This is a genomic window from Cellulomonas avistercoris, assembly GCF_014836445.1.
Taxonomy (GTDB): Bacteria; Actinomycetota; Actinomycetes; order Actinomycetales; family Cellulomonadaceae; genus Cellulomonas; species Cellulomonas avistercoris.
This window is the reverse complement of the sequence record NZ_JACSQV010000001.1, coordinates 46,831-71,325: the sequence shown is the minus strand read 5'-3', so window position 1 is coordinate 71,325 and position 24,495 is coordinate 46,831. Positions and strand designations below refer to the sequence as shown.

Here is a 24,495-nt window from a genome sequence, read left to right as displayed (position 1 = left end):
TGTCGTGCCGGTCCGGTGGCGGTCCGGCGGATTGCGGACATCCCACTCTAGGTCCCGACCAGCGGTCCGTCCTGCCGCGTCCGCGGCGGACGGCGCCTGCGCCACCGTCGCCGGGCCACGACCAGCGCCCAGACCGCCAGCACCACGACGAGAAGGACGAGCACCGGCAGGAAGACCGCGATGAGGCTCAGGCCGATCGACGCGCCGTCCTCGATCGTCGAGACGACCGGTGCGCCGAGCCCGCCCGTGCCCGCGTTCACGACGGGCCGCGCCGCGGCCTTGCCGGCGTGCACGAGCCCGGCGACCGCGACGCCCGCCGCGATCGGCAGCCACGGGTTCTCCTGGAACCACGAGGACGCCTCGAGCTGCTCCGCCGCGGACGTCGCGGCGAAGACGATGCCCCCGGTCGCGGGCCGGATGAAGGTCTGGACCGCGTCGTTGACCGTGTCGACCGCCGGGACCTTGTCGAGCACGACGTCGGCCAGCAGCAGGACCGCGCCGATCCCGATGGCCCACCAGCTCTCCATCCACGCCAGCCCGGACGGCAGCGCGACGAGGTCCGTGAAGCGCGCGAGCAGCGCGACCAGCAGGAAGGGGATGTACGCGTTGAGGCCTGCCGCGGCCGACAGGCCGATCCCGGTGAGCGCGACCAGCATGACCGGGACACTACCGGCGCGGGCCCGACGGCGGAGCGCGGCCCCGCCGCCGCGACCCGATCGTTAGGATGACGCGGAAAGGGGACCCCATGCGCTTCCTCACCGGCCACGCGGCCGCGTCCGACCTGACCTACGGCGACGTCTTCCTCGTGCCCTCGCGCTCCGAGGTCGTCTCACGCTTCGACGTCGACCTCGCCACGGGCGACGGCACGGGCACGACCATCCCGGTGGTCGTCGCGAACATGACGGCCGTGGCGGGTCGCCGCATGGCCGAGACCGTCGCCCGCCGCGGCGGGCTGGCGGTCCTCCCCCAGGACACCCCCGAGGCGGTCGTCCGCAAGGTCGTCTCGACCGTCAAGCAGCGCCACCCCGTGGTCGAGACCGCGACCGTCGTGGCACGCGACGACACGGTCCACACCGCGCTGAGCCTGATCGCGAAGCGCTCGCACGGCGCCGCGGTCGTCGTCGACGACGGCCGACCGGTCGGCGTCGTCACCGAGGCGGACTGCCAGGGCGTCGACCTGTTCACGCAGGTCGACCAGGTGATGACGCCCGACCCGACGACCGTGGACCTCGCCGTGATCGAGGAGGGCGGCACGCACGGCCTCGAGGACGCGTTCGAGCAGCTCCACCGCTCGCGGCGCCGCTTCTCCCCCGTCGTGTCCGACGGTCGCCTCGTCGGCGTGCTCACACGCGTGGGCGCGCTGCGCTCGTCGATCTACACGCCCGCGCTCGACGCGCAGGGACGGCTGCGCATCGCGGCCGCCGTGGGCATCAACGGCGACGTGCGCGCCAAGGCCGCGCACCTGCTCGACTCGGGCGTGGACGTGCTCGTCGTCGACACCGCGCACGGCCACCAGCGCAAGATGCTCGACGCCCTCGCCGCGGTCCGCTCGCTCGACCCGCAGGTGCCGGTCGTGGCGGGCAACGTCGTGACGGCGGCCGGTGTGCGGGACCTCGTCGAGGCCGGCGCGGACATCGTGAAGGTCGGCGTCGGGCCGGGCGCCATGTGCACGACGCGCATGATGACCGCCGTGGGACGCCCGCAGTTCTCCGCCGTGCTCGAGTGCGCGGCCGAGGCGCGTCGTCTCGGCAAGCACGTCTGGGCGGACGGCGGTGTGCGTCACCCGCGCGACGTGGCGCTCGCGCTCGCCGCCGGCGCCTCGCAGGTGATGGTCGGGTCCTGGTTCGCCGGGACGCACGAGTCGCCCGGTGACATGCGGACCGACTCGCAGGGCCGGCTGTACAAGGAGAGCTTCGGCATGGCGTCGGCGCGTGCGGTGGCGGCGCGCACGCAGGGCGGGTCGGCGTTCGAGCGGGCGCGCAAGGGCCTGTACGAGGAGGGCATCTCGCACTCGCGCATGTACCTCGACCCGCGCCGACCCGGCGTCGAGGACCTCCTGGACCAGATCACGTCGGGCGTGCGCTCGGCCGCGACGTACGTCGGCGCGACGAACCTCGCGGAGCTGCACGAGCGGGCCGTCGTCGGCATCCAGTCCGCCGCCGGCTACGACGAGGGTCGTCCGCTGCCCGACGGCTGGTGAGCCGGGTGCGTCCCGTCCTGGTGATCACGCACGCCCCGCACGAGGGCCCGGGTGCGGTGGCGCGCGCCCTGGCGGACGTGCCGTACGGCGTCCGCACCGTGCTGGACGTCGCGGAGCCTCGCCTGCCCGCGCTGGCCGACGTCTCCGGCGTCGTCGTCATGGGCGGGCCCATGGACGCCGACGACGTCGCCGGGCACCCGGGGCTCGCGGCCGAGCGCGGGCTGCTGGCCGCCGCGGTCGACGCCGACGTCCCCGTCCTGGGGGTCTGCCTGGGGCACCAGCTGCTGGCGCTCGCGCTCGGTGCGCGGCTGCACCGCCGCACGGCCCACGAGGTCGGTTTCGCGCCCGTGCGGGTCGTCGCGGACGACGCCGTGCTCGGCGGCCTCGGCGCCGCGGGGTCCGAGCCGACGGTGCTGCACTGGCACAGCGACGAGGTCGACCTGCCGCAGGGCGCGACCCTGCTCGCGTCCAGCGACGTCACGACCGTCCAGGCGTTCCGCGCCGGGAGCGCGGTCGGCCTGCAGTTCCACCCCGAGCTCGACGCGGCGATGCTCGACCTGTGGCTCGCGACACCCGACATGATCGCCGGGCTGGAGGACGACGAGATCGCGGCGATCCGCGACGACGGGGCGCGCCACCTGCCCGGGCTGCTGGCGGCCTCGGCGCGGGCCTTCGGTGCCTTCGCCGAGCAGGTCAGGGCGCGCGGGTGACGCCCCGGGCCGTCGAGGACGCGCGCGCCGACCTGGTCCGCGTGGCCCGCGAGGGCGTCACGTGGCCGGGCGTCCCGACCGGGCGTGGCGACGGCGCGCCACCGGCACGGCGCTCGGCGGTGCTCGTGCTCTTCGGCGTGCTGGACGCGCTTCCCGCGCACGGGGACGTGCTGCCCGTGCCGGCCGAGCTCGACGTGCTGCTGCACCGGCGGGCCGCGACCCTGTCCCACCACCCGGGGCAGGTCGCCTTCCCCGGCGGCGGCATCGACCCGCAGGACGACGGGCCGGTCGGCGCGGCGCTGCGCGAGGCGGTCGAGGAGACCGGGCTCGACCCGTCCGGCGTCGACGTGCTCGGCACGCTCGCCGACGTCCCGGTGCCGGTCAGCGACAACCTCGTCACGCCCGTCCTGGCCTGGTGGTCCGTGCCGTCCCGGGTCGTCGCGGTGGACCACCGCGAGGCGGTCGACGTCTTCCGGGCGCCCGTGGCCGACCTCGTCGACCCCGCACGCCGCGGTGTCGTCGTGCACGCCGCGGGTCGCGGCCGGGTGCGCACGCCCGCCTTCGAGCTCGACGGCGGTGTCGTCGTGTGGGGGTTCACGGCGCTCGTGCTCGCGGGCGTGCTCGACGCCGCGGGCTGGTCGGTCCCGTGGGACCGCTCGCGCACCGTCGTCCCCTGACGGGACGTCCGGCCCCCGCCGCGCGCGCCACCGTGCGGCGCCGACGCCGACCTCAGCCGCGGCCGGTGAGGTCGACCGCATGGAGCTGCGCCTTCACCGACAGCTCGGCGGCCTTGAACGCGTGCTCCTGGGTCATGGCGTTCTCGGTCCGGTTCAGGCAGTCGAGGACCAGCTCGCCGAAGTACGGGTAGCCCACCTCGCCCGTGAGGTGGAAGGCGGTCTCCTGCTCGCCGTTGGCGAGGTAGAGGTGGCCGCCCGTGGACCGCGGTTCGCCGAGCTGCATGTACTTGCGCTGCTCGATGAACCCCTCGGTGCCCAGGATGATCGACCGGCCGTCACCCCAGGTCTGCAGGCCGTCGGGGGTGAACCAGTCGCAGCGGAAGTAGCCGGTGGCGCCGTTGTCCATGACGAGCATCGCGTCGCCGAAGTCGTCGAGCTCCGGGTGCTCGGGGTGGTGGTAGTTCGCGACCTGCGACCGCACGACCTCGCCGTCGGACGCCCCCGTGTAGTGCAGGATCTGCTCGATCTGGTGCGAGCCGATGTCGCACAGGATGCCGCCGTACCGCTCCTTGTCGAAGAACCAGTCCGGGCGTCCCGAGCCGAGCCGGTGCGGGCCCGTGCCGATGACCTGCAGCACGCGCCCGATCGCGCCCTGCGCGATCAGCTGCGACGCGAACACGGCCGTCTCCACGTGCAGCCGCTCCGAGTAGTACACCGCGTACTTGCGCCCCGTGCGGGCGACGGCGTCCTTCGCGGCGGCGAGCTGCTCGAGCGTGGTCAGGGGCGCCTTGTCGGTGAAGTAGTCCTTGCCCGCCTCCATGACGCGGATGCCCAGGGCGCAGCGCTCGGAGGTGACGGCGGCGCCGGCGACGAGGTGCACGGCAGGGTCGTCGAGCACCTCGGCCTCGCTGCGCGCGATCCTGACGCCGGGGTGGCGCGCGGCGAACGCCTCGCTCTTGCGCGGGTCCGGGTCGTAGACCCAGGCCAGCTCGGCGCCCGCACCGACCAGGCCGCCGACCTGGCCGTGGATGTGGCCGTGGTCCAGGCCGATCGCGGCGATGGTGAACTCCCCCGGGCCCACGACGGGTGCGGGGACGGGGTCGGGGGCGTAGGTCGAGCCGTCGGTCCTGCTCATCGGGTGTGCTCCTCGGACGTCGTGGCGTGCGGGGTGTGCGGGGCGTGCGGGGCGTGCGGGGCGGGCGAGCCGCCGAGGGAGACCACGCCCTCCTGCGACGCCACCGCCCCGGTCTTCTCGTGGTAGCGCGGTGCGCGCGCCAGCAGCGCCTCGCCGGTGTACCAGGGCGACGCGGGATCGAGCGGCAGGTCCACGGGCCGACGCTCGATCGCGGCCTGGTAGACGGCCGTGACCACCTCGACCGTGCGGCGCCCGTCCTCGCCCGTGATCGCCGGCGCACGGCCGGCGACGATCGCGGCCACCACGTCACCGAGCTGGCCGGTGTGCCCCTCGTGGACGAGCGGGACACGGTCGGCGGCGAGCCGCTCGATGGCGGCGACCAGCTCGGCGTTGCCGCCGCGCGCCGGGAAGCCGTTGGGCTGGGCGGACTCGGCCGCCACCGACCACGGTTGCGCGACGGCGGCGTCGCGGCCCTGGACCGCGAAGGCCTGCTGCTCGCCGTGGTGGACGACGGACGCCGTCAGCGTCGCGATCGTCCGCTCCCACTCGAGCAGCGCGACGGAGAGGTCCTCGACCTCGGAGTTGTCGTGCCAGGCGTTCGTCATGACCGCCGTGACGCGCTCGGGCCGGCCGAGCATCCACAGCAGGAGGTCGATGTGGTGGATCGCGTGGTTGAGCGTGGGGCCGCCACCCTCGGACTGCCACGTGCCCCGCCAGTCCAGGTCGTAGTACGGCGTGCCGCGCCACCACGCCGAGTCGACGCGGGCGTGCGACACCGGTCCGAGGAGCCCCGAGTCGATCGTCTCCTTGACCGCCGCCAGGTCGTTGCGGAACCGGTTCTGCGCGACGACGCTGAGCAGCTTCCCGGCCTCGCGCGCGGCCGCGAGCATCTCGTCGCAGTCGGCGACCGAGGGTGCCATCGGCTTCTCGACGAGGACGTTCTTGCCCGAGCGCAGCAGGTCCACCGTGAGGTACCGGTGCGACGACGGCGGCGTGCAGACGCTCACGAGGTCGACGTCCTCGCGGGCCAGGAGCTCCTCGTAGCCGACGACGTCGGCGTCGTCGAGCCCGGAGGTGGCCTTCGTGTCGTGGGCCCGGGAGGCCACCACGTCGTGCAGCGCGACGACGCGGCACTGCTCGGGGAACGCCGCGTACCCCGCGAGGTGTGCCGCAGCGATGCCGCCGGTCCCGACGACCGCGATGTTGAGCATGGTCCGAGCTCCTCTTCGTGATACGTATCAGCGGTGATACGTATCACGATAGGATGCGGGGCACGGGGACGTTCGTCAAACCGTGACACCGTGGAGCCGCCCGGGCCGCCCCGGCCGTCCCGACCCCACCCGCACCGGAGGATCGACATGGACGCACCGCGCGCCACCAGCCGCGACGTCGCACGCCTGGCGGGCGTGGCGCAGTCGACCGTGTCCTACGTGCTCGCGGGCAAGGGGTCGATCTCCCCCGCGACGCGCGAGCGCGTCCTGCAGGCCGCCGAGCAGCTGCACTACCAGCCGAACCTCGCCGCCCGCGCGATGCGCATGCGCCGCACCGGCCGCGTGGCGGCCGTCATGGGCCTGCCGGCCTACGACCCCGCCGCCATGCTCGCGGGCGCCTCCGCCGCGGCGCAGGCGGCGGGCTACGTCATGGACGTGCTCCACGTCGACGGCAGCGTCGAGACCCGCAGCGAGCGCGTCCTCGAGCTCGCGCGGTCCGGTCAGTTCGAGGGGGTCCTGTCCTTCACCCCCCTCCTGCCCGCGGTCGAGGAGCACGCGCCGGCCGGCGTCCCCGTCGCGGTGTCCGAGACGTTCGACGACGAGATGCACGCGGCCGGCGAGCTGGTCGACGCCTCACCGGTCGTGACGTTCGTCGAGCACCTGGCCACGCTCGGCCACACGCGCTTCCTCCACGTCGCGGGCCCGTCCCACTACGCCTCCGCCGTGGCACGCCGCAGCGCGTACCTGGCGACGGTGGAGCGCCTCGGCCTGACGTCGCTGGGCGTGGTCGAGGGCGACTGGTCCGGCCGCGCGGGCCTCGACGCGATCCGGTCGCTCCCCCAGGACGCCCCGCCCCTCGCCGTCGTCGCGAGCAACGACCTCGTCGCCGTCGGCGTGATGCGTGGTGCCACGGAGCGCGGCTGGTCCGTCCCCGGCGACGTCAGCGTCACCGGGTGGGACGACACCGCCGTCGGGCCCTACCTGACACCGTCGCTCACCACCGTCCACACCGACCGCGCCGAGGCCGGACGGCGCGCGATGCGGCAGCTCCTCGCGGCGCTGGACGGGGCGCCGGCACCCCGGGGCCTGGCCCCGCTCACCACGATCGTCTGGCGGGAGTCGACCGCGCCGCCCTCGGACCGGACGGCTCGGCCATGACGTACCGTCGCCCGGTGACGACGTCCCCGCTGCCTCGCCATCCGAAGATCGAGATCGACGTCGACGCGGACCTCGCCCGGGAGCTGCTCGTGCAGCAGCACCCGGACCTCGCGGACCTGCCCCTGCACGGGCGGGTGTTCGGCTGGGACAACCTCACGTGGCGCCTCGGCGAGGACCTCGCGCTGCGGTTCCCCGTACGGGAGGCGTCCTCGACCCTGATCGAGCGTGAGCAGCGCTGGCTGCCGGTCCTCGCGGAGCGCTTACCGGTGCCCGTCCCGCGCCCCGTCCACGACGGCCGTCCGGGGCTGGGCTACCCGTGGACGTGGAGCGTCGTGCCGTGGCTGCCCGGCGCACCGGTGGCCGCGACGCCGGTCGCCGGGCGCACCGCCTGGGCGACCGAGCTCGCCGACGCGCTGGCCGCGCTGCACCGACCCGCGTCGCCCGACGCCCCCACCAACCCGTACCGCGGCGTCCCGCTGGCCGACCGGTACCCCGTGATGGTCGAGCGCCTGACGCCGGCCGTGCCGCACGCCGACGCGCTGCGGGAGGCGCTCGACGCGGGCCTCGCCGCACCGCGCTGGGACGGGGCCGCCGTGTGGGTGCACGGTGACCCGCACCCCGGCAACCTCGTGAGCCGCGACGGTCACCTGGCGGGGCTGCTGGACTTCGGGGACCTGTGCGCGGGCGACCCGGCCAGCGACCTCGCGACCGCGTGGATGACGTTCGACGCCGCCGGACGGGCGGCGTTCGTCGAGCGCACGCAGGCGGTCCAGGCGTGGGACGACGCGACGTGGGTACGCGCGCGCGCCTGGGCGGCGTCCTACGTGCCCGTGCTGCTCGCCCATCCCGAGGAGTACCCGCTCATGGCGGCGGTCGGCCGGCACTGTGCCGCGCAGCTCGCGCGGGGCTGAGACCGGCGCCCGCGCGTCCGCACCCGTGAACGGCGCGAGGGGCGCCCCGCCGAGCGGGACGCCCCTCACCTCGCTGCCGTCGCGTCAGGCGACGCCGGCCACCTGGCGCAGCACGTACTGCAGGATGCCGCCGTTGCGGTAGTAGTCCGCCTCGCCCGGGGTGTCGATGCGCACGACCGCGTCGAACTCGACGACCGTGCCGTCCGCGCGGTGCGCGGCCACCTTCACCGTGCGCGGCGTCGTGCCCTCGTTGAGCGCCGTGACGCCCGTGATGTCGAACGTCTCCGAGCCGTCGAGGCCGAGCGAGTCGGCCGTCTCGCCCTCGGGGAACTGCAGCGGCAGCACGCCCATCCCGATGAGGTTGGAGCGGTGGATCCGCTCGAAGCTCTCGGTGATGACGGCGCGCACGCCGAGCAGGCGCGTGCCCTTGGCCGCCCAGTCGCGCGACGAGCCCGAGCCGTACTCCTTGCCGCCGAGGATCACGAGCGGCACGCCCGCGGCCTGGTAGGCCTGCGACGCGTCGTAGATCGTGGTCTGCTCCGTGCCGCCCTCGAGCCAGTTGACCGTGAAGCCGCCCTCGACGCCCGGCACCAGCTGGTTGCGCAGCCGGATGTTGGCGAACGTGCCGCGGATCATGACCTCGTGGTTGCCACGACGCGAGCCGTAGGAGTTGAAGTCACGACGCTCGACGCCGTGCTCCGCGAGGTACTGGCCGGCCGGGCTGTCGGCCTTGATCGAGCCGGCGGGGCTGATGTGGTCGGTCGTGACCGAGTCACCCAGCTTGGCGAGCACGCGCGCACCCGAGATGTCGGTGACGGGGTCCGGCGTGGCGCCCATGCCCTCGAAGTACGGGGGCTTGCGCACGTAGGTGGACTCGGGGTCCCAGTCGAAGACGTTGCCCTCGGGCGTCGGCAGCGCGCGCCACCGCTCGTCGCCGGCGAACACGTCGGCGTAGTCGTCCGTGAACATCTGGCGGTCGATCGACGAGTCGATCGTGGCCTGCACCTGCTCCGGCGTCGGCCAGATGTCGCGCAGGAACACCGGCTCGCCCGCCTCGGTGGTGCCCAGCGGCTCGTTCTCGAAGTCGAAGTCCATCGTCCCGGCCAGCGCGTAGGCGATGACCAGCGGCGGCGAGGCGAGGTAGTTCATCTTGACGTCGGGGTTGATGCGGCCCTCGAAGTTGCGGTTGCCCGAGAGCACCGAGACGACGGACAGGTCGTGCTCGTTGACGGACGCCGAGATCTCGTCGGCCAGCGGGCCGGAGTTGCCGATGCAGGTCGCGCAGCCGTAGCCGACCAGGTGGAAGCCGAGCTTCTCGAGCGCCGGCCACAGGCCCGCCTTCTCGTAGTAGTTCGTCACGACCTGCGAGCCCGGCGCCATCGACGTCTTGACCCACGGCTTGGCCGTCAGGCCCTTCTCGACCGCGTTCTTGGCGACGAGCGCCGCGGCGAGCATGACCGAGGGGTTCGAGGTGTTCGTGCAGCTCGTGATCGACGCGATCACCACGTGGCCGTGGTCGAGCTCCGTGCTCGTGCCGTCCGCCAGCGTGACCGGCACGCGCTTGTGCGGACGCCGCACCGAGTCACCGGCCGCCACCTGCGAGGGCTTGTCGGACGCGTCCTCGTGCTCACCGGCCGCGATGGGGTCGGACGCGGGGAACGTCTCGGCGACGGACTCGTCCAGGCCGCTGAACGGTGCCGCGTCGTGCGGGTCGACGTAGTCGAGGATCGACGTCGCGAAGGACTCCTTCGCGGCGGTGAGCTCGATGCGGTCCTGCGGACGCTTGGGGCCGGCGATCGAGGGGACCACGCTCGACAGGTCGAGCTCGAGGTACTCCGAGTAGACGGGCTCGACGTAGTCCGCCGACTGCGGGTCGTGCCACAGACCCTGCTCCTTGGCGTACGCCTCGACGAGCGCGAGCTGCTCCTCCGAGCGCGCGGTGAGCCGCAGGTAGTCCATCGTCACGCCGTCGATCGGGAAGATCGCGGCCGTGGAGCCGAACTCCGGGCTCATGTTGCCGATCGTCGCGCGGTTCGCCAGCGGCACCGACGCGACGCCGTCGCCGTAGAACTCGACGAACTTGCCGACGACGCCGTGCTGGCGCAGCTGCTGGGTGATCGTCAGGACGACGTCGGTCGCGGTGACGCCCGACGGGATCGCGCCGGTCAGCTTGAAGCCGACGACCCGCGGGATGAGCATCGAGACCGGCTGGCCGAGCATGGCGGCCTCGGCCTCGATGCCGCCGACGCCCCAGCCCAGGACGCCCAGGCCGTTGACCATCGTGGTGTGCGAGTCGGTGCCGACGCACGTGTCGGGGTACGCCTTGCCGTCGCGCACCATGACGACGCGCGCCAGGTACTCGATGTTGACCTGGTGCACGATGCCGGTGCCCGGCGGGACGACCTTGAAGTCGTCGAACGCCGTCTGGCCCCACCGCAGGAACTGGTAGCGCTCGAAGTTGCGCTCGTACTCGAGCTCGACGTTGCGGGCGAACGCGTCGCGACGGCCGGCGACGTCGATCTGCACCGAGTGGTCGATGACGAGCTCGGCCGGCGCGAGCGGGTTGATCCGCTCGGGGTCCCCACCCAGGTCCGCGACCGCCTCGCGCATCGTCGCGAGGTCGACGACGCAGGGCACGCCCGTGAAGTCCTGCATGATGACGCGCGCCGGCGTGAACTGGATCTCGGTGTCGGGCTGCGCCTGCGGGTCCCACCCGGCCAGCGCGCGCACGTGGTCCGCCGTGATGTTGGCGCCGTCCTCGGTGCGCAGCAGGTTCTCGGCGAGGATCTTCAGGCTGTACGGCAGTCGCTCCACGCCGGGAACGGCCGCGAGCCGGTAGATCTCGTACGAGGCGTCACCGACCTCGAGGGTTCCCTTCGATCCGAAGCTGTCGACGCTGCTCACGGGTGCTCCTTCGCTGGCGGTGTCCGGGCGTTGCAAGGCCCGGCGTGTCCGGGGGTGGCCTGCGACCCAGCCTAGGACGGGGTCGTCGCGGCCGTGTCACGAACGGCCCCGCGGTCGCGCACCGGCGGGGCACCCGGGGGCGCCCGCTGCGTGCGGTGCGACGACGGCGACAAGGCGTCCGGACGTGCCTCTGGACGAATATCTTGATGTCGAGATACATCGTACAGCGTCCGGCCCGCTGCGTGCACGCGGCGCCGCCGGCGCGCTCGGGCGGGGGCCGCCCGCGGCGACCCCCGCCGGAGCCTGCGGCCGGTCAGCCGGCGTCGGGCTGCTGGCTCGCGCGCAGCGCCTCGGCGGCCTTGCGCTCGGCCTCGACGGCGCGCTCGTGCGCGCGTCGGTCGTACTCGGGCGTGCCCTGCTTGTGCAGCTCCTGGGTCGCGATGCGACTCGCCTCGGCGAGGCGCCCGGCAAGGTCCTGCGACGCGGTCATCGTGCGCTCCTGTCGTCGGTCCTCGACGGGTCCCGTCGTCCCGTCGGGGCCCGGCACGCGGGCCCGCCACCACGCTAGGCCCGGCGCGCCCCGCCCGCGCGCCGCACCGGCCGCGACGGGCGTGCCGGGCGGCGCCTCAGCGGTCCAGGACGGCGACGGCCTCGAGATGGTGCGTCATCGGGAACAGGTCGTGCCCCGTGACGCTCACGTCCGTCCAGCCGCGCTCGCCCAGCAGCGCGATGTCGCGGGCCAGCGCGGCGGGGTCGCACGCGACGTACACGATGCGGCGCGGGCGCAGGGCCGCGACGGCGTCCACGACGCGGCGACCGGCGCCCGTGCGGGGCGGGTCGAGCACCACGACGTCGGCCGCGGCGACCGGCGCGACGGCGCCGCGCCGCCCGGTCAGCACGTCGGCGACGTCGCCCGCGTGCAGCTCGACCTGCGGACGGTCGTGCGCGTTGCGACGCGCGTCCTTGACGGCGCGCTCGTCGCCCTCGACGGCGACGACACGGCCGTCGGCCCCGACGGCGTCGGCCAGCGGCGTCGAGAACAGCCCGGCGCCGGAGTACAGGTCGAGCACGGTCGCGCCCGCGACGTCGCCGACCGCCTCCAGCACGCGCGCGGCGAGCAGCCCCGGCGCCTCGCGGTGCACCTGCCAGAACCCGGCGGCGGCGACACGGTAGGTGTAGTCGGTCCCCCCGAGCCGCACGTGCTCGCGCACGGCCGCTCGCGCGTTGGGCCGCAGGTCACGACGGTTGGAGTGCAGGTCGAACGGCGCGCCGTCGAGCAGCACGAGCGACGGCGACCCGTCGGCCGGCGCGACGGCCTCGATCCGGGAGCCCGCGGGCCAGCGCCGGTCGAACAGCGCCAGCGCCGCGACGTCCTCCGTCGCCAGCGGCATGTCCGCGAGCGGCACGACGTCGTGCGACCGGTACGCGCGCATGCCCGCACGCCCCTCGGCGTCGACGTGCAGGTCGATGCGGGTCCGGTACGCCAGCCCGCCGCGCTCGTCGTCCCCCGGCGCCGCCTCGACGCGCGGCGCGAGGTCCAGCCGTGCCAGCCGGTGCAGCTGCTCGGCCAGCACCGTCTCCTTCCAGACGCGCTGCGCGGGCAGCGCGACGTGCGCGAGCTCTCCCCCGCCGACCCCGCCCGGTCCGGCGGCGGGCCACGCCGACGGCACGCGGTCCGGGGACGCGTCGAGCACCTCGATCGCGTCGGCGCGCCAGAACTTCGCGTCCGGCCCCGCGTCGGTCAGCCGCGCGCGCACCCGCTCGCCGGGCAGCGTGTGCCGGACGAACACGACACGCCCCTCGTGACGGGCCACGCAGTGGCCGCCGTGGGCGACCGGGCCGATCTCGAGCTCGACGGTCGTTCCGGTACGCAGTGAGTCAGTAGCCACGCGGCACGGTACCCCGGACGGTGTCCTCGAGCCCCGTCTGCCCGGCGGTCGAGGCGAGCTGCCACGGCACCGACGCCACGACGACGCCCGGCGTGAAGAGCAGCCGGCTCTTGAGCCGCAGCGCGCTCTGGTTGTGCAGCAGGTGCTCCCACCAGTGCCCCACGACGTACTCCGGGATGTACACGACCACGAGGTCGCGAGGGCTGTCGCGGCGGATCGAGCGCACGTACGTCAGGACCGGTCGCGTGATCTCCCGGAACGGGGAGTCCAGGACCTTGAGCGGCACGGGCAGGTCGGCGGCGTCCCACTGCGCCCTCAGCGCGGCGACCTCGTCCGCGTCGACACCGACGGTCACGGCCTCGAGCACGCTGGGCCGCGACGCCCGTGCGTACGCCAGCGCACGCATCGTGGGGCGGTGCAGGTGCGAGACGAGCACGACGGCGTGCACCCGGCTGGGCAGCGCACGGGCGGCCTGCAGGTCCTCGTCCAGCGCCAGCTCAGCGCGCACCCGGGCGTAGTGCCGGTGCACGCCCTGCATCGCGACGTACACGACCACCATCGCCAGGATCGCGAGCCACGCACCGTGGGCGAACTTGGTGACCAGCGCGATCACCAGCACGGTGCCCGTCATGCCCAGCCCGATGGTGTTGATGACGCGCGAGCGGCGCATCCGCGCCCGCGCGGCCGGGTCGGGCTCGGTCCGCAGGCCGCGCGTCCAGTGCCGCACCATGCCCAGCTGCGACAGCGTGAACGACACGAAGACGCCCACGATGTAGAGCTGGATGAGGCGCGTGACCTGCGCGTCGAAGACCCAGATGAGCGCGATCGCCGCAGCCGCCAGCGTGACGATGCCGTTGGAGAACGCGAGCCGGTCGCCGCGGGTGTGCAGCTGGCGCGGCAGGTAGCCGTCGCGCGCCAGGATCGAGCCGAGCACGGGGAAGCCGTTGAACGCCGTGTTCGCCGCGAGGACCAGGATCAGTCCCGTGACGACCGACACGACGACGAACAGCACGTGCACGCCCGAGAAGACCGAGCCGGCGAGCTGGCTGATCACCGGGTGCTGCTCGTAGCCCTCGCCGACGGGCACGCCGTCGCGCAGCAGCTGCGTCGCGGGGTCGTCGACGAACTTCACCCCGGTGGCCTGCGCGAGCAGCAGGATCGACATGACCATGACGATCGAGATCGAGCCGAGCAGCGCGAGGGTCGTGGCGGCGTTGCGCGACTTGGGCTTGCGGAACGCCGGGACGCCGTTGCTGATGGCCTCGACGCCCGTCAGGGCGGCGCAGCCCGACGCGAACGCGCGCAGCACGAGGAACCCGCCCGCCAGACCCGCCAGCCCCTGGTCGAAGCCGGGTTGCGACGCGACCCCGAGGCCGGCGCTCTCGGCGGCGGGGAGCGTCCCGGTGAAGTACCGCACCGCGCCGACCAGGGCGAGCGACCCGATCGCCCCCATGAAGAGGTAGACGGGGATCGCGAACGCGGTGCCGGACTCCTTGACCCCGCGCAGGTTCGCGAGCGTCAGCAGCACGACCAGCACGATCGCGAACGACGTCTCGTGGCCGCGCAGCGCGGGCACCGCGGTCGCGGCGTACTGCGCACCCGAGGAGATCGACACCGCGACCGTCAGCACGTAGTCGACCATCAGCGCGCTCGCGACCGTGACGCCCGCGCGTGGACCGAGGTTGACGGACGCGACCTCGTAGTCGCCACCGCCCGAGGGGTACGCGTGGACGTTCTGCCGGTACGACGCCACGACGGTCAGCAGGACGAGCGCGACGGCCAGCCCGACCCACGGCGAGATCGTCAGGGCCGACAGGCCGGCGAGCGAGAGGGTCAGCAGGATCTCGTCGGGTGCGTACGCGACCGAGGACAGCGCGTCGGACGCGAAGACGGGAAGGGCGACGCGCTTGGGGAGCAGGGTGTGGCCGAGCCGGTCGCTGCGGACCGGCCGGCCGAGCACGAGCCGCTTGGCGGCGTCTGCGAGGTCCGACACGATCAGCGATCGTATGCCCGCCGGGTGCCCGGCGGGCACGTATCGACCAGAGACCTCCGCCGCAGGTCGCCGCGCTGCGCACGCGGGCGGCGCGGGTATAGCGTGACCGGCTGTGCACTTCGTCATCATGGGATGCGGACGCGTCGGGGCGACCCTGGCGCAGTCCCTGGAGTCCCGCGGCCACTCCGTCGCCGTGATCGACCAGAACCCGGACGCCTTCCGGCGGCTCGACGCCGGGTTCTCGGGCAACAAGGTCACCGGGCTCGGCTTCGACCGGGACACGCTGCGGACCGCGGGCATCGACGACACGTACGCGTTCGCCGCCGTGTCCGACGGCGACAACTCGAACATCCTCGCTGCGCGCGTCGTGCGGGAGACGTTCGGCGTCGAGAACGTCGTGGCACGCATCTACGACCCGCACCGCGCCGAGATCTACCAGCGGCTCGGGATCCCCACCGTGGCGACCGTCCGGTGGACCGCCGACCAGGTGCTGCGGCGCATGCTGCCCATGGGCATGACCGACGAGCACCGCGACGCCTCGGGCAAGATCCAGCTGGCGCAGGTGGACGTCCACCCCGGCTGGGTCGGGCGTCCGCTGCGGGCGCTCGAGACCGTCAGCGGCGCGCGCGTCGCGTACGTCACGCGCTACGGCGACGGCCTGCTGCCCGCTCCGGGCTCGGTCCTGCAGGAGAACGACGTCGTGCACCTGCTGCTGAACGTCGCCGACGCACCGGCCGTCGAGCGCGTGCTGACCGCTCCCCCGGCGGTGGACGCATGAGGGTCGTCATCGCCGGAGCCGGCTCGGTCGGCCGGTCCATCGCGCGCGAGCTGCTGGCCCACGACCACGAGGTCACCCTCGTCGACCGCCAGCCCTCGGCGATGCGCGTCGCCCAGGTCGCCGACGCGGACTGGCTGCTGGCCGACGCGTGCGAGCTGCCCACGCTGCGCGAGGTGCGCGCCGACGAGTGCGACGTCATGGTCGCCGCCACGGGCGACGACAAGGCCAACCTCGTGATCTCGCTGCTCGCGAAGACGGAGTTCGGCGTGCCCCGCACGGTCGCCCGCGTCAACAACCCCAAGAACGAGTGGATGTTCGACGCCGCCTGGGGCGTCGACGTGGCGGTCTCGACCCCTCGCATCATGACCGCGATGGTCGAGGAGGCCGTCGCCGTCGGCGACCTCGTGCGCATCTTCACGTTCCACCAGTCGAAGGCGAACATCCTCGAGCTGACCCTGCCGGAGGGCTCACCTCTGGCAGGCGTGCGCATCGGTCAGGTCGCGTGGCCGACCGACACCGTGCTCGCGTGCATCGTGCGCGACGCGCGCCCGCTGACGCCCAGCCCGGACGACACCCTCGAGGGTCGCGACGAGCTGCTCTTCGTCACGGGTCGAGACGTGGACGAGCAGGCGCTCGAGCGCCTGCTGACCCGCGGACCAGCATCCAGCTGACCCACAGCGCCACCGCGGTGAGCGGCAGACCCATCGCGAGCTTCGCGGTGCCGAGCCACACGACCTCGTCGGCGTAGAACAACGGCAGCTGGACCAGCAGACGCAGCGCGAACATCGCGACCCACGGCCACGTGGCCAACGCGTACCGGCGGCGCAGCACGGGGTCCCGGCGCCACTCGACGGCCGCCGACCAGGGTCCGCCGCCGAGCGGGCCGCGCGCGCTGAACATGCCCATGAGCAGCCCGACGACGGGCCACCCGGCGAGGATCGACACGAGCGTGCCGACGAGGTACGTCACGTTGATGAGCAGCCCGTACGCGAAGTAGTCGCTCGCGTCACCCGTGCGCCACGCCCACACCACGCCGATGCCGACGCCGAGCACGCCGGAGAACGCCTGCGTGACGGGGGTGCGCTGCACCAGCCGGGCGACGACGGCCAGGGCGGCGGCCGCCGACGCCGCGATGAGCGCGGGCCGCAGCTGCTGGCCCGTGGCGATGTACACGACCACGAAGAGCAGACCCGGGGCGACCGCCTCGACGATGCCCCGCACCCCGCCGACGGCGTCGGCGGCCGAGAACTCGTCGGCCGTCAGGGACCGCAGCCCTCGCGCGCCGCCCTCCTCCGGGGGGACGACGTCGTCGACCGCGTCGAGGACGACCGGCTCGTCGTCGCGCGGCATGCCGGGTCGGGCGTCCCTCGGATCGTTCATCGGGTTCACTCCCCCGGTCGGGCGCGCAGCTCGTAGCGCGGGTTGAAGACGGTACGCCGGCCGTCGACCAGGCACACCATGCCGTCGACCTTGAGGCGCCGCCCCGGCTCGATGCCGGCGATCCGGCGGCGCCCGAGCCACACGAGGTCGAGCGCGCCGGACCCGTCGTAGAGCTCGGCCTCGATCGCGGGCACGCCCTCGCGAGGGCGCAGGGTCACCGAGCGGAGCACGCCGGACACGCTGGCGCGCTCGCGGTGCGGCAGCGCCGCGACCGGGCAGCAGCCGGGGACGCGCAGGGCGTCGGCCCGCTCCTCGTCGGCCTCGATCTCGGCCTGCGAGGCGAGCACCTTGCGCACGCGCTCGGTGAGGGTCATCCGATCTCCGTGATCTCCGGCCCGCGCTCGGGGGGCGCGAGCCGCGGGTCCGCGGGCGGCGGCGGCGGGGTCGCGCCGCCGGGCAGCTGCAGGGGCAGGAGGTCGCGCGGCGGGCGGGCGTCGCTCCCGCGGACCACCACGACCTGGCTGAAGAGGTCCTCCAGCGTGCCGGCGGCGTCGGGCTCCACCGCGGCACGACCGGTCAGGACGCCGCGCAGGAACCAGCGGGGGCCGTCGCTGCCGATGAACCGTGCCGGCCGGTGACCTGTGCGCCCCTCGGGCGTCCGGACGGGCAGCCGGGCGAGGAGCTCGCGACCGAACGGTCCCGGCAGGTCGTCCACCGTGCCGCCCTGCTGCGTGATGGACGCCGCGATCTCGTCGCGGATCTCGTCCCAGATGCCCTCGCTGCGCGGGGCGGCGAAGGCCTGGAGCTGCAGCGACGAGCCTTCCAGCAGCACGGCGACCGCGGAGACGACGTTGGTGGCCTTGTCGACCTCGAGGCGCACCTCCATGCCCTCGAGGGACGGCAGCTGGATCGCGCCCAGGTCGACGCGCGGCGCCGCCGGGAACGGCCCGTCCGCGTCCCAGGGACCGCGAGCGTCGGCGTCGGGCTCGTCGCCGGTGACGAGCTCCTCACCGGGCGCGGCCGCCACCTCCTCGTCCTGCGGGACGTCGGCCGGCGTGTCGGACGCGCCGCCCTCCTTGGGGCCACGACGGAACAGACCCACGTTCACTTCCTCCGACCGGCGCTCACGCGCCCTCGCCCTGCACCGACGTCCTCATGAAGGACAACGTCCCTCATGACGACAGTAGTTCCGCAACCGGCCGACGGCCGCGCCACGGTCACGCCGTGGACGCTCCCGCGGCCGCCCATCCCCCGCTGGAGCCGAACCCGCCGGCGCCGCGGACCGAGTCCGGCAGCGTGTCGACCTCGACGAACCGCGCGTGCTCGACGCGCTGCACCACGAGCTGTGCGATGCGGTCGCCGCGACGCAGCTCGATCGCCTGCTCGCGGTCCGTGTTGAGCAGCGTCACCGCGATCTCGCCGCGGTAGCCGGCGTCGACCGTGCCCGGGGCGTTGACGACCGTCAGACCGTGGCGCGACGCCAGCCCCGAACGCGGGTGGACGAACGCCGCGTAGCCGGGCGGCAGGGCGATCGCGACGCCCGTCGGGACGGTGGCCCGTGCTCCGGGGGCCAGCGTCACGTCCTCGCGCGCCACCAGGTCGGCACCCGCGTCGAGGGGGTGGGCGTAGGCCGGTGCGGGCAGGTCCGGGTCGAGCCGGCGCAGCAGCACCTGCACGCCCGCGTCCACCACACCCTCGTCCACGTCGTCGGGGCCACGGCTGCTGGTCGCTGTCACGGGGGCCGACCCTACCGCTCCGGGCGTCGTGCGGGGCACCGGGACGTCCGGGGCGATGAGATCCTGAGGACATGACCACGACACCCGAGCCCGCACCGTCGTACGAGTCGCCGTCGCCGTCGTCAGCGCCCACGGCCCGAGCGGGGTTCCGCGAGCGGCTGTGGCCCGGTCCGCTGGGCTGGTGCGGCGTCGTGGGCTTCGCGGCCGTGCTGGGCGCGGCGTTCGTGCCGGTCGACACGCTGCTCGCGCTCGTCGTCGGTGTGCTCGCGCTGCTGGGGGGCCTCGCGGGGGCGGTCCTGACGACCCCCCGCGTGGAGGTCGCGCGCGGGACGCTGCGCGCCGGCACGGCGCAGATCCCCGTGCGTCTGCTCGCGGCGCCCCGCGTGCTGGACCGGGCGGCGCTGCGGACCGAGCTCGGACCGGCGCTCGACGCCCGCGCGTTCGCGTGCCTGCGGTCGTGGATCGGGACCGCGGTCCGCGTCGAGGTGCGTGACCCGCAGGACCCGACGCCGTACTGGATCGTCTCGACGCGGCGGCCGGACGAGCTCGTCGCGGCGCTCGGCGGGACGCCGGCCGACCGGCCCGGCACGACGACGGCCGACCACCCCGCAGGGTGACCGGCCGTCGGGTGGTGCGGTGCGGTCAGGCCGCGCACTCCGAGCACACGGGGCTGCCCTCACGCTCGTAGGCGAGCTGGCTGCGGTGGTGCACCAGGAAGCACTTGGAGCACGTGAACTCGTCGGCCTGGCGGGGAAGGACGCGGACGGAGAGCTCCTCGCCGGACAGGTCGGCGCCGGGGAGCTCGAAGCCCTCGGCGGCCTCCGTCTCGTCCTCGTCCACCACGCCCGAGTTCTTGTCGGAGCGCCGAGCCTGGAGCTCCTGGAGCGAGTCCTCGCTCAGGTCCTCCTCGGTCTTGCGCGGGGCGTCGTAGTCGGTTGCCATGTGTGAGCGTCACACTCCGTCTTCTGCAGCAGTGTCGTGGTACGCGGGGTAAATGCGCCACGCCAGCGTTTTGTTCCCCGCGCGGTCGGATTCTGCATCACCGCGGGCACGGATGCGAACACGGACGCGTGACCATGTGCCCCGACGTGACCAGCGACACCTCCCGAAGGGGCATTTGCCCTGGTCAGGACCGCACTGCCCGAACCGCCCGACGCCCGGTTCACCCGATGCCGGGCGCGGGTCCCTCGGGTGCGTCGGCGCGCTCCTCCTCGAGGATCGCGACGAGCTCGGCGACGCGTTCCGCGGCCCCGGCGACGGTCATCCCCTCACCCGCCGACGCCCCCCGCAGCCCCGTCACGACACCGCCCGCCTCGGCCACCACGAGCGCGCCCGCCGCCAGGTCCCACGGCTGCAGCCCCCGCTCGTAGTACAGGTCGAGCCGGCCCGTGGCGACCTGGCAGAGGTCGATCGCCGCGGCCCCCATCCGTCGCACGTCGCGGACCCGGGGCAGCAGGGACGCGAGCACCCGGGCCTGCGCGCGGCGCCGCTCGGCGACGTACCCGAACCCGGTGCCGAGCAGGCACCGGTCCAGGGAGGGCGCCGGCGCGACGGACAGCCGCCGGCCGCCGAGGTACGCGCCCAGCCCGCGCCCCGCGGTCCACGTCTCCCGGGTGGCCGGCGCGTGGACGCACGCCGCGACCACGGTCCACGTCGCTGGGGTCGGCTCCCCGACCACCGCCGCGACGCTCACGGCGTACGCGGGCAGGCCGTAGAGGTAGTTGACGGTGCCGTCGATCGGGTCGACCACCCACGTCACGCCGGACGTGCCGGCCCGGTGCCCGCCCTCCTCGCCCAGGACCGCGTCGTCGGGCCGCAGCCGCGCCAGCGTGCGACGCACGAGGTCCTCGGACGCCAGGTCCATCGCGGTCACGACGTCGACGGCGCTGGACTTGGTGGCCGCGACGCCGACGGTCTGCGGCCGACCCTCGTGCACCAGGCGTCCGGCGGCGCGCGCGACCTGCTCGGCGACGGCGACGAGATCGGCCACCGGGGGGTGCGTGGGGGGCGACGGGTCGTGGGAGGAGGTCACGCAGCCATCCTGCCGCAGCGCCGTGCGGTCGTGGCACGCGAGCCGAGCACGGGTGTGACGCGTCCGGTGCGGCGGCGCACCGACGCAGGTGCGCGCGTTCCGGCCCGCGAGGTGGCAGGCTCCGTCGTGGAGCCCCGGGAGGTCGTATGGGTGAGCTGGAGCTGGTCGGTCTGCACGAGGACGGGGAGCACCTCGTCGTCGTCGCGCCCGACGGGCAGCGCTTCCGCCTGCGTATCGACGACCCGCTGCGGGCCGCGGTGCGCCGTGACCGTCCGCAGCTGGAGCAGCTGCGCGCGGAGCAGGCGAGCGCGCTGAGCCCGCGCGAGATCCAGTCGCGGATCCGCGCAGGCGCGACCGCGCAGGAGGTGGCCGACGCCGCGGGCGTGCCCGTCGAGGCGGTGCGGCGCTACGAGGGCCCGGTCCTGGCCGAGCGCGAGTACATCGCCGAGCAGGCGCGCGGCACCCGTGTCGGGCGCGACTCGGGGGCCCCGCTGCTCGGTGAGCTCGTGACCGACCGGCTCGCGGCGCGCGGCGTGGACGTCGGGTCCCTCGCGTGGGACGCCGCGCGCGAGGGCGCCGGACCGTGGACCGTGCTGGCGCGGTTCGTCGTCGGCGACGAGCCGTCCCTGGCGCGGTGGAACTACGACCCGGTGCGCCGCACGGTCGTCGCGGACGAGGACGAGGCCCGCTGGCTGTCCGAGACCGAGCTCGACGAGCCCGTGTCCCGCCGGCACCTGGCCGCGGTGCGCGACGTCGTCTTCGACCTCGAGGCGGTCGACGCCCTCGCGGACACGCCCGCCGACCCGCAGGAGCCGACGCACGCGCTGCTGGACGAGCTGCGGACGCGTCGAGGCGTGCGCCAGCCGCTCGACCTCGAGGGTGACGACGAGGAGTTCGAGGGGTTCGGCCCGCCGCACGCCTTCGACTTCGCACCGAGCGGCGGCGCGGACCCGGCTGCCGGGACGACCGTCGACGAGGCGAGCGCCCCGGGCGCGCACCCCGTGGACGCCGACCCCGCACGCGAGGCCGTGGTCCTGACGCCGGCGCGCGGCGAGCGGACGAGCCCGTCGACCCGCTCCGAGCGTGCGCACCCGCAGGCCCGCCCGGAGCGCACGACGCCGCCGGGCGCAGGGACGTCTCCGGCGTCGTCGGACGACGGGCACCGGGACGCCACGACCGAGAGCGACGAGGCACGCCCGGCACCCGCCGAGCGCCGGCCGCGACGTGCCCGCGCGAAGGTCCCGAGCTGGGACGAGATCGTCTTCGGCGCCAAGCCCGAGTGACGCGCGGTCAGCGCGCGGCGCCCCCGGAGGGTGCGCCGTCGGCGTCGTCGAACAGCAGGGTCTGGGCCGACGGCCCGGTGGCCCGGGCGACGCGCGCGGTCATGCGGCGCACGTGGTGCCGACGGCACAGCACCTCGTAGGCGGCCTCGCCGGCCGTCGCGGCGACGTCGCCCACCACGACCTGGTCGCCCTCGACGACCATGATGCCGTCGACCGTGCGCGCGTTGTGGGTCGCGCGCGAGCCGCACCAGCACAGCGCCCGCACCTGGAGCACCTCGACGCGGTCGGCCAGCTCCACGAGGCGCGCCGACCCGGGGAACAGCCGGGCGCGGAAGTCGGTCGTGATGCCGAACGCGAAGACGTCCGCCGACAGCTCGTCGACGACGCGCGCGAGCTGCTCGACCTGCGCCGCGGTGTAGAACTGCGCCTCGTCCGCGACGAGGTAGTCGACGGGGCGCCCGCGCGTGCGGCGCGTGACGACCTCCGCCCAGAAGTCCGTCGTGTCGTCGACCTCGTCGGCGCGGCGCTGCAGCCCGAGCCGCGAGGAGATGACCGCGTTGCCCGCGCGGTCCTGCCGCGTGAACAGCACGCCGTCGCGGCCGCGCGCGGCGTGGTTGTGGTGCATCTGCAGCGCGAGCGTCGACTTGCCGCAGTCCATCGTCCCGGAGAAGAACACCAGCTCGGCCACGCGCTAGCCCCTCCCGCGCACCGCTCGGGCGCTCATGCGAGCACCAGCAGCGGCACGAGCATCTCGCGGGCCGTCAGCGACCCGTGCACGCCGCGCAGCGCGATCGACGCGGACGTCTGTGTGCGCGAGTCCACGACGGTCGCGGCGCCCGTCATGGCGACCACCACGTCCCCCACCACGGGCAGCACCCGGGGCTCGACGGGCCCGAACCAGCCCGCGTCGACCGCCTCGTCGCGCGTCCGCACGACCGCGTCGTCCCCCAGCTCGGCGCGCCAGCGCGACGCGACGACCTCGGGGTCGGCGCCCGGCTCGACGTGCAGGTGCAGCGCGCGCGGCTCACCGCCGGTGGTCGCGACCTGGGCACCCAGCACGGGGTCGGTGCCGACGTCGCGGCGCCGCGCGGGGTCGACGTCGACCATGCCGTGGTCCGCGGTGACGACCAGCAGCGTGTCGCGCGGCAACGAGCGTGCCAGGCGCCCGAGCTCGGAGTCGAGCTCGCTGAGCGCCTCGCCCCACTGCCACGAGCCCCAGCCGTGGTGGTGCCCCGTCTTGTCGACGTCGTGCCAGTACAGGTACGTCAGACCGGGCTCCCGCAGGGCCCTCACGACCGCGTCCACGCGGTCCCCGAGGGCCTCGGCGGGCGCGTACGCGGCACCCCGCAGGGCCGCCCCCGTCAGCCCCGATCCGTCGAACCGTGCCGGGCCGACGCTCGTCACCCGGACGCCGTCGGCGACGAGCCGCTCGAAGACCGTCGGGTGCGGCTGCCACTCCTCGGGCCGCGGCATGTCCGTCCACGAGACGAGGTTGCCGAGCCGTCCCGTCGTGGGCACCCGGACCGTGTAGCCGAGCATGCCCGTGGCACCCGGACCGCGGCCCGTGCCGAAGGCGGCCACCGCGGTCGCGGTCGTCGAGGGGAAGGTGCTGAGCAGCGGCTGCGACGACGCGAGCAGCGAGCGCAGGAACGGCGCGTGACCGCCGCGCTCGGCGAGGTTGAGGTGGCCGAGCCCGTCGACGAGGACCACGCACACGCGGCGCGCCGCCGGCAGGCCGAGGAGGTCCTGCGCGTCCGCTCCCCCGTCCAGGTCGACGCCGAGCGCCGCCGCGGCGGCCGGCAGGAGGTGGGTCAGCGAGGGTGCGCCGGCGCCGGGCACCACGAGCTCGTCGGGGTCGGCGCCGGACCATGCCGCCCGGTCACGGGTCGTGGGCGTGCTCACCGCTGCGACGTCGCCGCCGACAGCGTGCGGCCGAACCTCACCGCGGCCAGCACGGCCTCGCGCCCCTCGGCCGCGGCGCTGACGCGCACGACGACGTCGTCGGGCGTGATCGACCCCGACATGCCGTGGTCCGCGTCGCACTGCGGGTCGCCGCACGTGGCGGGCTCGAGGTCCACGCGCGAGACGGCGCCCCAGCCGATCGCCAGCGTGAGCTCCGACGCGCCGTCACCGGCGCGGTGGTCCTGCGGGTCGTTGACGACGTGCGTGAACGCGACCGAGCGCAGCTCGCGCAGCGGGACGGCCTCGGTCGTGGCCTGCGCGCTCGCGGAGGGGTGCTCGGAGTCGGCCGGGTGGTCGTCGACGTGGGCGACGACGAGCCGGGTCGCGGTCAGCGCGAGCACGGTCACGTGGCGGCGCACCTCGGCGCCGTCGAACGTCGTCTCGGGATGGACCAGGTGGGCGACCGCGTCCTCGCCGGCCAGGGCGACCTCGAGGACCTCGCCCACGAGGTCCGGGTAGTACCCGGCACGGCGCAGGTCGTCACGCAACGGGGTGGAGAGGGCAGGCACAGGCCCATCTTCCCATCCCTCGACCGG

Annotated in this window: 25 protein-coding genes; 9 read left to right on the top strand and 16 right to left on the bottom strand. The window is 74.6% G+C overall.

Annotated elements, in window-relative coordinates; translation table 11 throughout:
• Window positions 1-47: 47 nt before the first annotated feature.
• On the bottom strand, window positions 48-656 hold the full coding sequence (locus H9657_RS00345) for a DUF4126 domain-containing protein (protein ID WP_191779219.1): 609 nt from the start codon (window positions 654-656) through the stop codon (window positions 48-50).
• Window positions 657-745: 89 nt separating this feature from the next.
• Between H9657_RS00345 and H9657_RS00340 the strand changes: the two genes are divergently transcribed.
• Genes H9657_RS00340 through H9657_RS00330 form a run of 3 tightly spaced genes read left to right on the top strand, consistent with a single transcriptional unit; the run spans window position 746 to window position 3,587 of the window.
• Complete coding sequence (locus H9657_RS00340) at window positions 746-2,200, top strand: GuaB1 family IMP dehydrogenase-related protein (RefSeq protein ID WP_191779217.1); 1,455 nt, start codon at window positions 746-748, stop codon at window positions 2,198-2,200.
• Between the two features lie 5 nt (window positions 2,201-2,205).
• Window positions 2,206-2,910, top strand: a complete 705-nt coding sequence (locus H9657_RS00335; protein WP_318241196.1) for a type 1 glutamine amidotransferase — start codon at window positions 2,206-2,208, stop codon at window positions 2,908-2,910.
• Complete coding sequence (locus H9657_RS00330; RefSeq protein ID WP_191779214.1) at window positions 2,907-3,587, top strand: NUDIX hydrolase; 681 nt, start codon at window positions 2,907-2,909, stop codon at window positions 3,585-3,587. The genes H9657_RS00335 and H9657_RS00330 overlap by 4 nt, the downstream gene beginning before the upstream one ends.
• Before the next feature lie 52 nt (window positions 3,588-3,639).
• On the opposite strand, the gene H9657_RS00325 is transcribed toward H9657_RS00330, so the two are convergent.
• Both H9657_RS00325 and H9657_RS00320 read right to left on the bottom strand, forming a co-directional pair.
• Window positions 3,640-4,722, bottom strand: a complete 1,083-nt coding sequence (locus H9657_RS00325; protein WP_191779212.1) for a Gfo/Idh/MocA family protein — start codon at window positions 4,720-4,722, stop codon at window positions 3,640-3,642.
• Window positions 4,719-5,933 carry a Gfo/Idh/MocA family protein gene (locus H9657_RS00320; protein ID WP_191779210.1) on the bottom strand — a complete coding sequence of 405 codons (1,215 nt, stop codon included), beginning with the start codon at window positions 5,931-5,933 and terminating at the stop codon, window positions 4,719-4,721. Before H9657_RS00320 ends, H9657_RS00325 begins: the two co-directional genes overlap by 4 nt.
• Window positions 5,934-6,080: 147 nt before the next feature.
• Here H9657_RS00320 and H9657_RS00315 point away from each other — a divergent pair, with 147 nt between their 5' ends.
• Window positions 6,081-7,091, top strand: a complete 1,011-nt coding sequence (locus tag H9657_RS00315; RefSeq protein WP_191779208.1) for a LacI family DNA-binding transcriptional regulator — start codon at window positions 6,081-6,083, stop codon at window positions 7,089-7,091.
• A gap of 14 nt (window positions 7,092-7,105) precedes the next feature.
• Window positions 7,106-8,002, top strand: coding sequence for an aminoglycoside phosphotransferase family protein (locus tag H9657_RS00310; RefSeq protein ID WP_318241195.1), 897 nt, complete (start codon window positions 7,106-7,108; stop codon window positions 8,000-8,002).
• An 84-nt stretch (window positions 8,003-8,086) separates the two neighbouring features.
• Here H9657_RS00310 and acnA read toward each other — a convergent pair whose 3' ends face one another.
• The 4 genes from acnA to H9657_RS00290 form a co-directional block, all read right to left on the bottom strand.
• Window positions 8,087-10,906, bottom strand: a complete 2,820-nt coding sequence (acnA, locus tag H9657_RS00305; RefSeq protein ID WP_191779204.1) for an aconitate hydratase AcnA — start codon at window positions 10,904-10,906, stop codon at window positions 8,087-8,089.
• A 313-nt stretch (window positions 10,907-11,219) separates the two neighbouring features.
• Window positions 11,220-11,396 (bottom strand): translation initiation factor 2, encoded by a 177-nt coding sequence (locus H9657_RS00300; RefSeq protein WP_191779202.1) that lies wholly within the window; start codon window positions 11,394-11,396, stop codon window positions 11,220-11,222.
• A 136-nt stretch (window positions 11,397-11,532) separates the two neighbouring features.
• Window positions 11,533-12,795, bottom strand: a complete 1,263-nt coding sequence (locus H9657_RS00295; protein WP_191779200.1) for a class I SAM-dependent RNA methyltransferase — start codon at window positions 12,793-12,795, stop codon at window positions 11,533-11,535.
• Window positions 12,785-14,788 carry an APC family permease gene (locus tag H9657_RS00290; protein ID WP_191779198.1) on the bottom strand — a complete coding sequence of 668 codons (2,004 nt, stop codon included), beginning with the start codon at window positions 14,786-14,788 and terminating at the stop codon, window positions 12,785-12,787. The genes H9657_RS00295 and H9657_RS00290 overlap by 11 nt, the downstream gene beginning before the upstream one ends.
• Before the next feature lie 127 nt (window positions 14,789-14,915).
• Here H9657_RS00290 and H9657_RS00285 point away from each other — a divergent pair, with 127 nt between their 5' ends.
• On the top strand, window positions 14,916-15,566 hold the full coding sequence (locus H9657_RS00285; protein ID WP_225214384.1) for a potassium channel family protein: 651 nt from the start codon (window positions 14,916-14,918) through the stop codon (window positions 15,564-15,566).
• A complete protein-coding gene (locus H9657_RS00280; protein ID WP_191779194.1) occupies window positions 15,563-16,237 on the top strand; it encodes a potassium channel family protein in 675 nt (224 codons plus the stop codon). The genes H9657_RS00285 and H9657_RS00280 overlap by 4 nt, the downstream gene beginning before the upstream one ends.
• Here the strand turns inward: H9657_RS00280 and H9657_RS00275 are convergent.
• The 4 genes from H9657_RS00275 to dut all read right to left on the bottom strand — a co-directional run bounded on the left by H9657_RS00275 (window position 16,170) and on the right by dut (window position 18,682).
• Window positions 16,170-16,946 carry a DUF3159 domain-containing protein gene (locus H9657_RS00275; protein ID WP_225214338.1) on the bottom strand — a complete coding sequence of 259 codons (777 nt, stop codon included), beginning with the start codon at window positions 16,944-16,946 and terminating at the stop codon, window positions 16,170-16,172. The two genes, H9657_RS00280 and H9657_RS00275, sit on opposite strands and share 68 nt — an antisense overlap.
• Window positions 16,947-16,951: 5 nt before the next feature.
• A complete protein-coding gene (locus H9657_RS00270; protein ID WP_191779192.1) occupies window positions 16,952-17,320 on the bottom strand; it encodes an OB-fold nucleic acid binding domain-containing protein in 369 nt (122 codons plus the stop codon).
• Window positions 17,317-18,048: a DUF3710 domain-containing protein gene (locus H9657_RS00265; RefSeq protein ID WP_191779189.1), complete on the bottom strand. Its 732-nt coding sequence runs from the start codon at window positions 18,046-18,048 to the stop codon at window positions 17,317-17,319. The genes H9657_RS00270 and H9657_RS00265 overlap by 4 nt, the downstream gene beginning before the upstream one ends.
• 115 nt (window positions 18,049-18,163) lie before the next feature.
• Window positions 18,164-18,682 (bottom strand): dUTP diphosphatase, encoded by a 519-nt coding sequence (gene dut, locus H9657_RS00260; RefSeq protein ID WP_318241194.1) that lies wholly within the window; start codon window positions 18,680-18,682, stop codon window positions 18,164-18,166.
• A 71-nt stretch (window positions 18,683-18,753) separates the two neighbouring features.
• Here dut and H9657_RS00255 point away from each other — a divergent pair, with 71 nt between their 5' ends.
• A complete protein-coding gene (locus tag H9657_RS00255; RefSeq protein WP_191779186.1) occupies window positions 18,754-19,299 on the top strand; it encodes a DUF3093 domain-containing protein in 546 nt (181 codons plus the stop codon).
• 25 nt (window positions 19,300-19,324) lie between these two features.
• Here the strand turns inward: H9657_RS00255 and H9657_RS00250 are convergent, their stop codons facing one another.
• Complete coding sequence (locus tag H9657_RS00250; protein ID WP_013116932.1) at window positions 19,325-19,624, bottom strand: DUF4193 domain-containing protein; 300 nt, start codon at window positions 19,622-19,624, stop codon at window positions 19,325-19,327.
• A gap of 220 nt (window positions 19,625-19,844) precedes the next feature.
• Window positions 19,845-20,714 carry an inositol monophosphatase family protein gene (locus tag H9657_RS00245; protein ID WP_191779184.1) on the bottom strand — a complete coding sequence of 290 codons (870 nt, stop codon included), beginning with the start codon at window positions 20,712-20,714 and terminating at the stop codon, window positions 19,845-19,847.
• Between the two features lie 146 nt (window positions 20,715-20,860).
• Between H9657_RS00245 and sepH the strand changes: the two genes are divergently transcribed.
• The gene (gene sepH / locus H9657_RS00240) at window positions 20,861-21,997 is read left to right on the top strand and encodes a septation protein SepH (RefSeq protein ID WP_191779182.1); all 1,137 of its coding nucleotides are present in this window, start codon (window positions 20,861-20,863) and stop codon (window positions 21,995-21,997) included.
• A 7-nt stretch (window positions 21,998-22,004) separates the two neighbouring features.
• Here the strand turns inward: sepH and H9657_RS00235 are convergent, their stop codons facing one another.
• The 3 genes from H9657_RS00235 to H9657_RS00225 are packed head-to-tail and all read right to left on the bottom strand — an operon-like array spanning window position 22,005 to window position 24,468.
• Window positions 22,005-22,685 (bottom strand): thymidine kinase, encoded by a 681-nt coding sequence (locus H9657_RS00235; protein WP_191779180.1) that lies wholly within the window; start codon window positions 22,683-22,685, stop codon window positions 22,005-22,007.
• A gap of 32 nt (window positions 22,686-22,717) precedes the next feature.
• The gene (locus tag H9657_RS00230) at window positions 22,718-23,899 is read right to left on the bottom strand and encodes an alkaline phosphatase family protein (protein WP_191779178.1); all 1,182 of its coding nucleotides are present in this window, start codon (window positions 23,897-23,899) and stop codon (window positions 22,718-22,720) included.
• Complete coding sequence (locus H9657_RS00225) at window positions 23,896-24,468, bottom strand: DUF5998 family protein (RefSeq protein WP_191779176.1); 573 nt, start codon at window positions 24,466-24,468, stop codon at window positions 23,896-23,898. The genes H9657_RS00230 and H9657_RS00225 overlap by 4 nt, the downstream gene beginning before the upstream one ends.
• Window positions 24,469-24,495 lie beyond the last annotated feature (27 nt).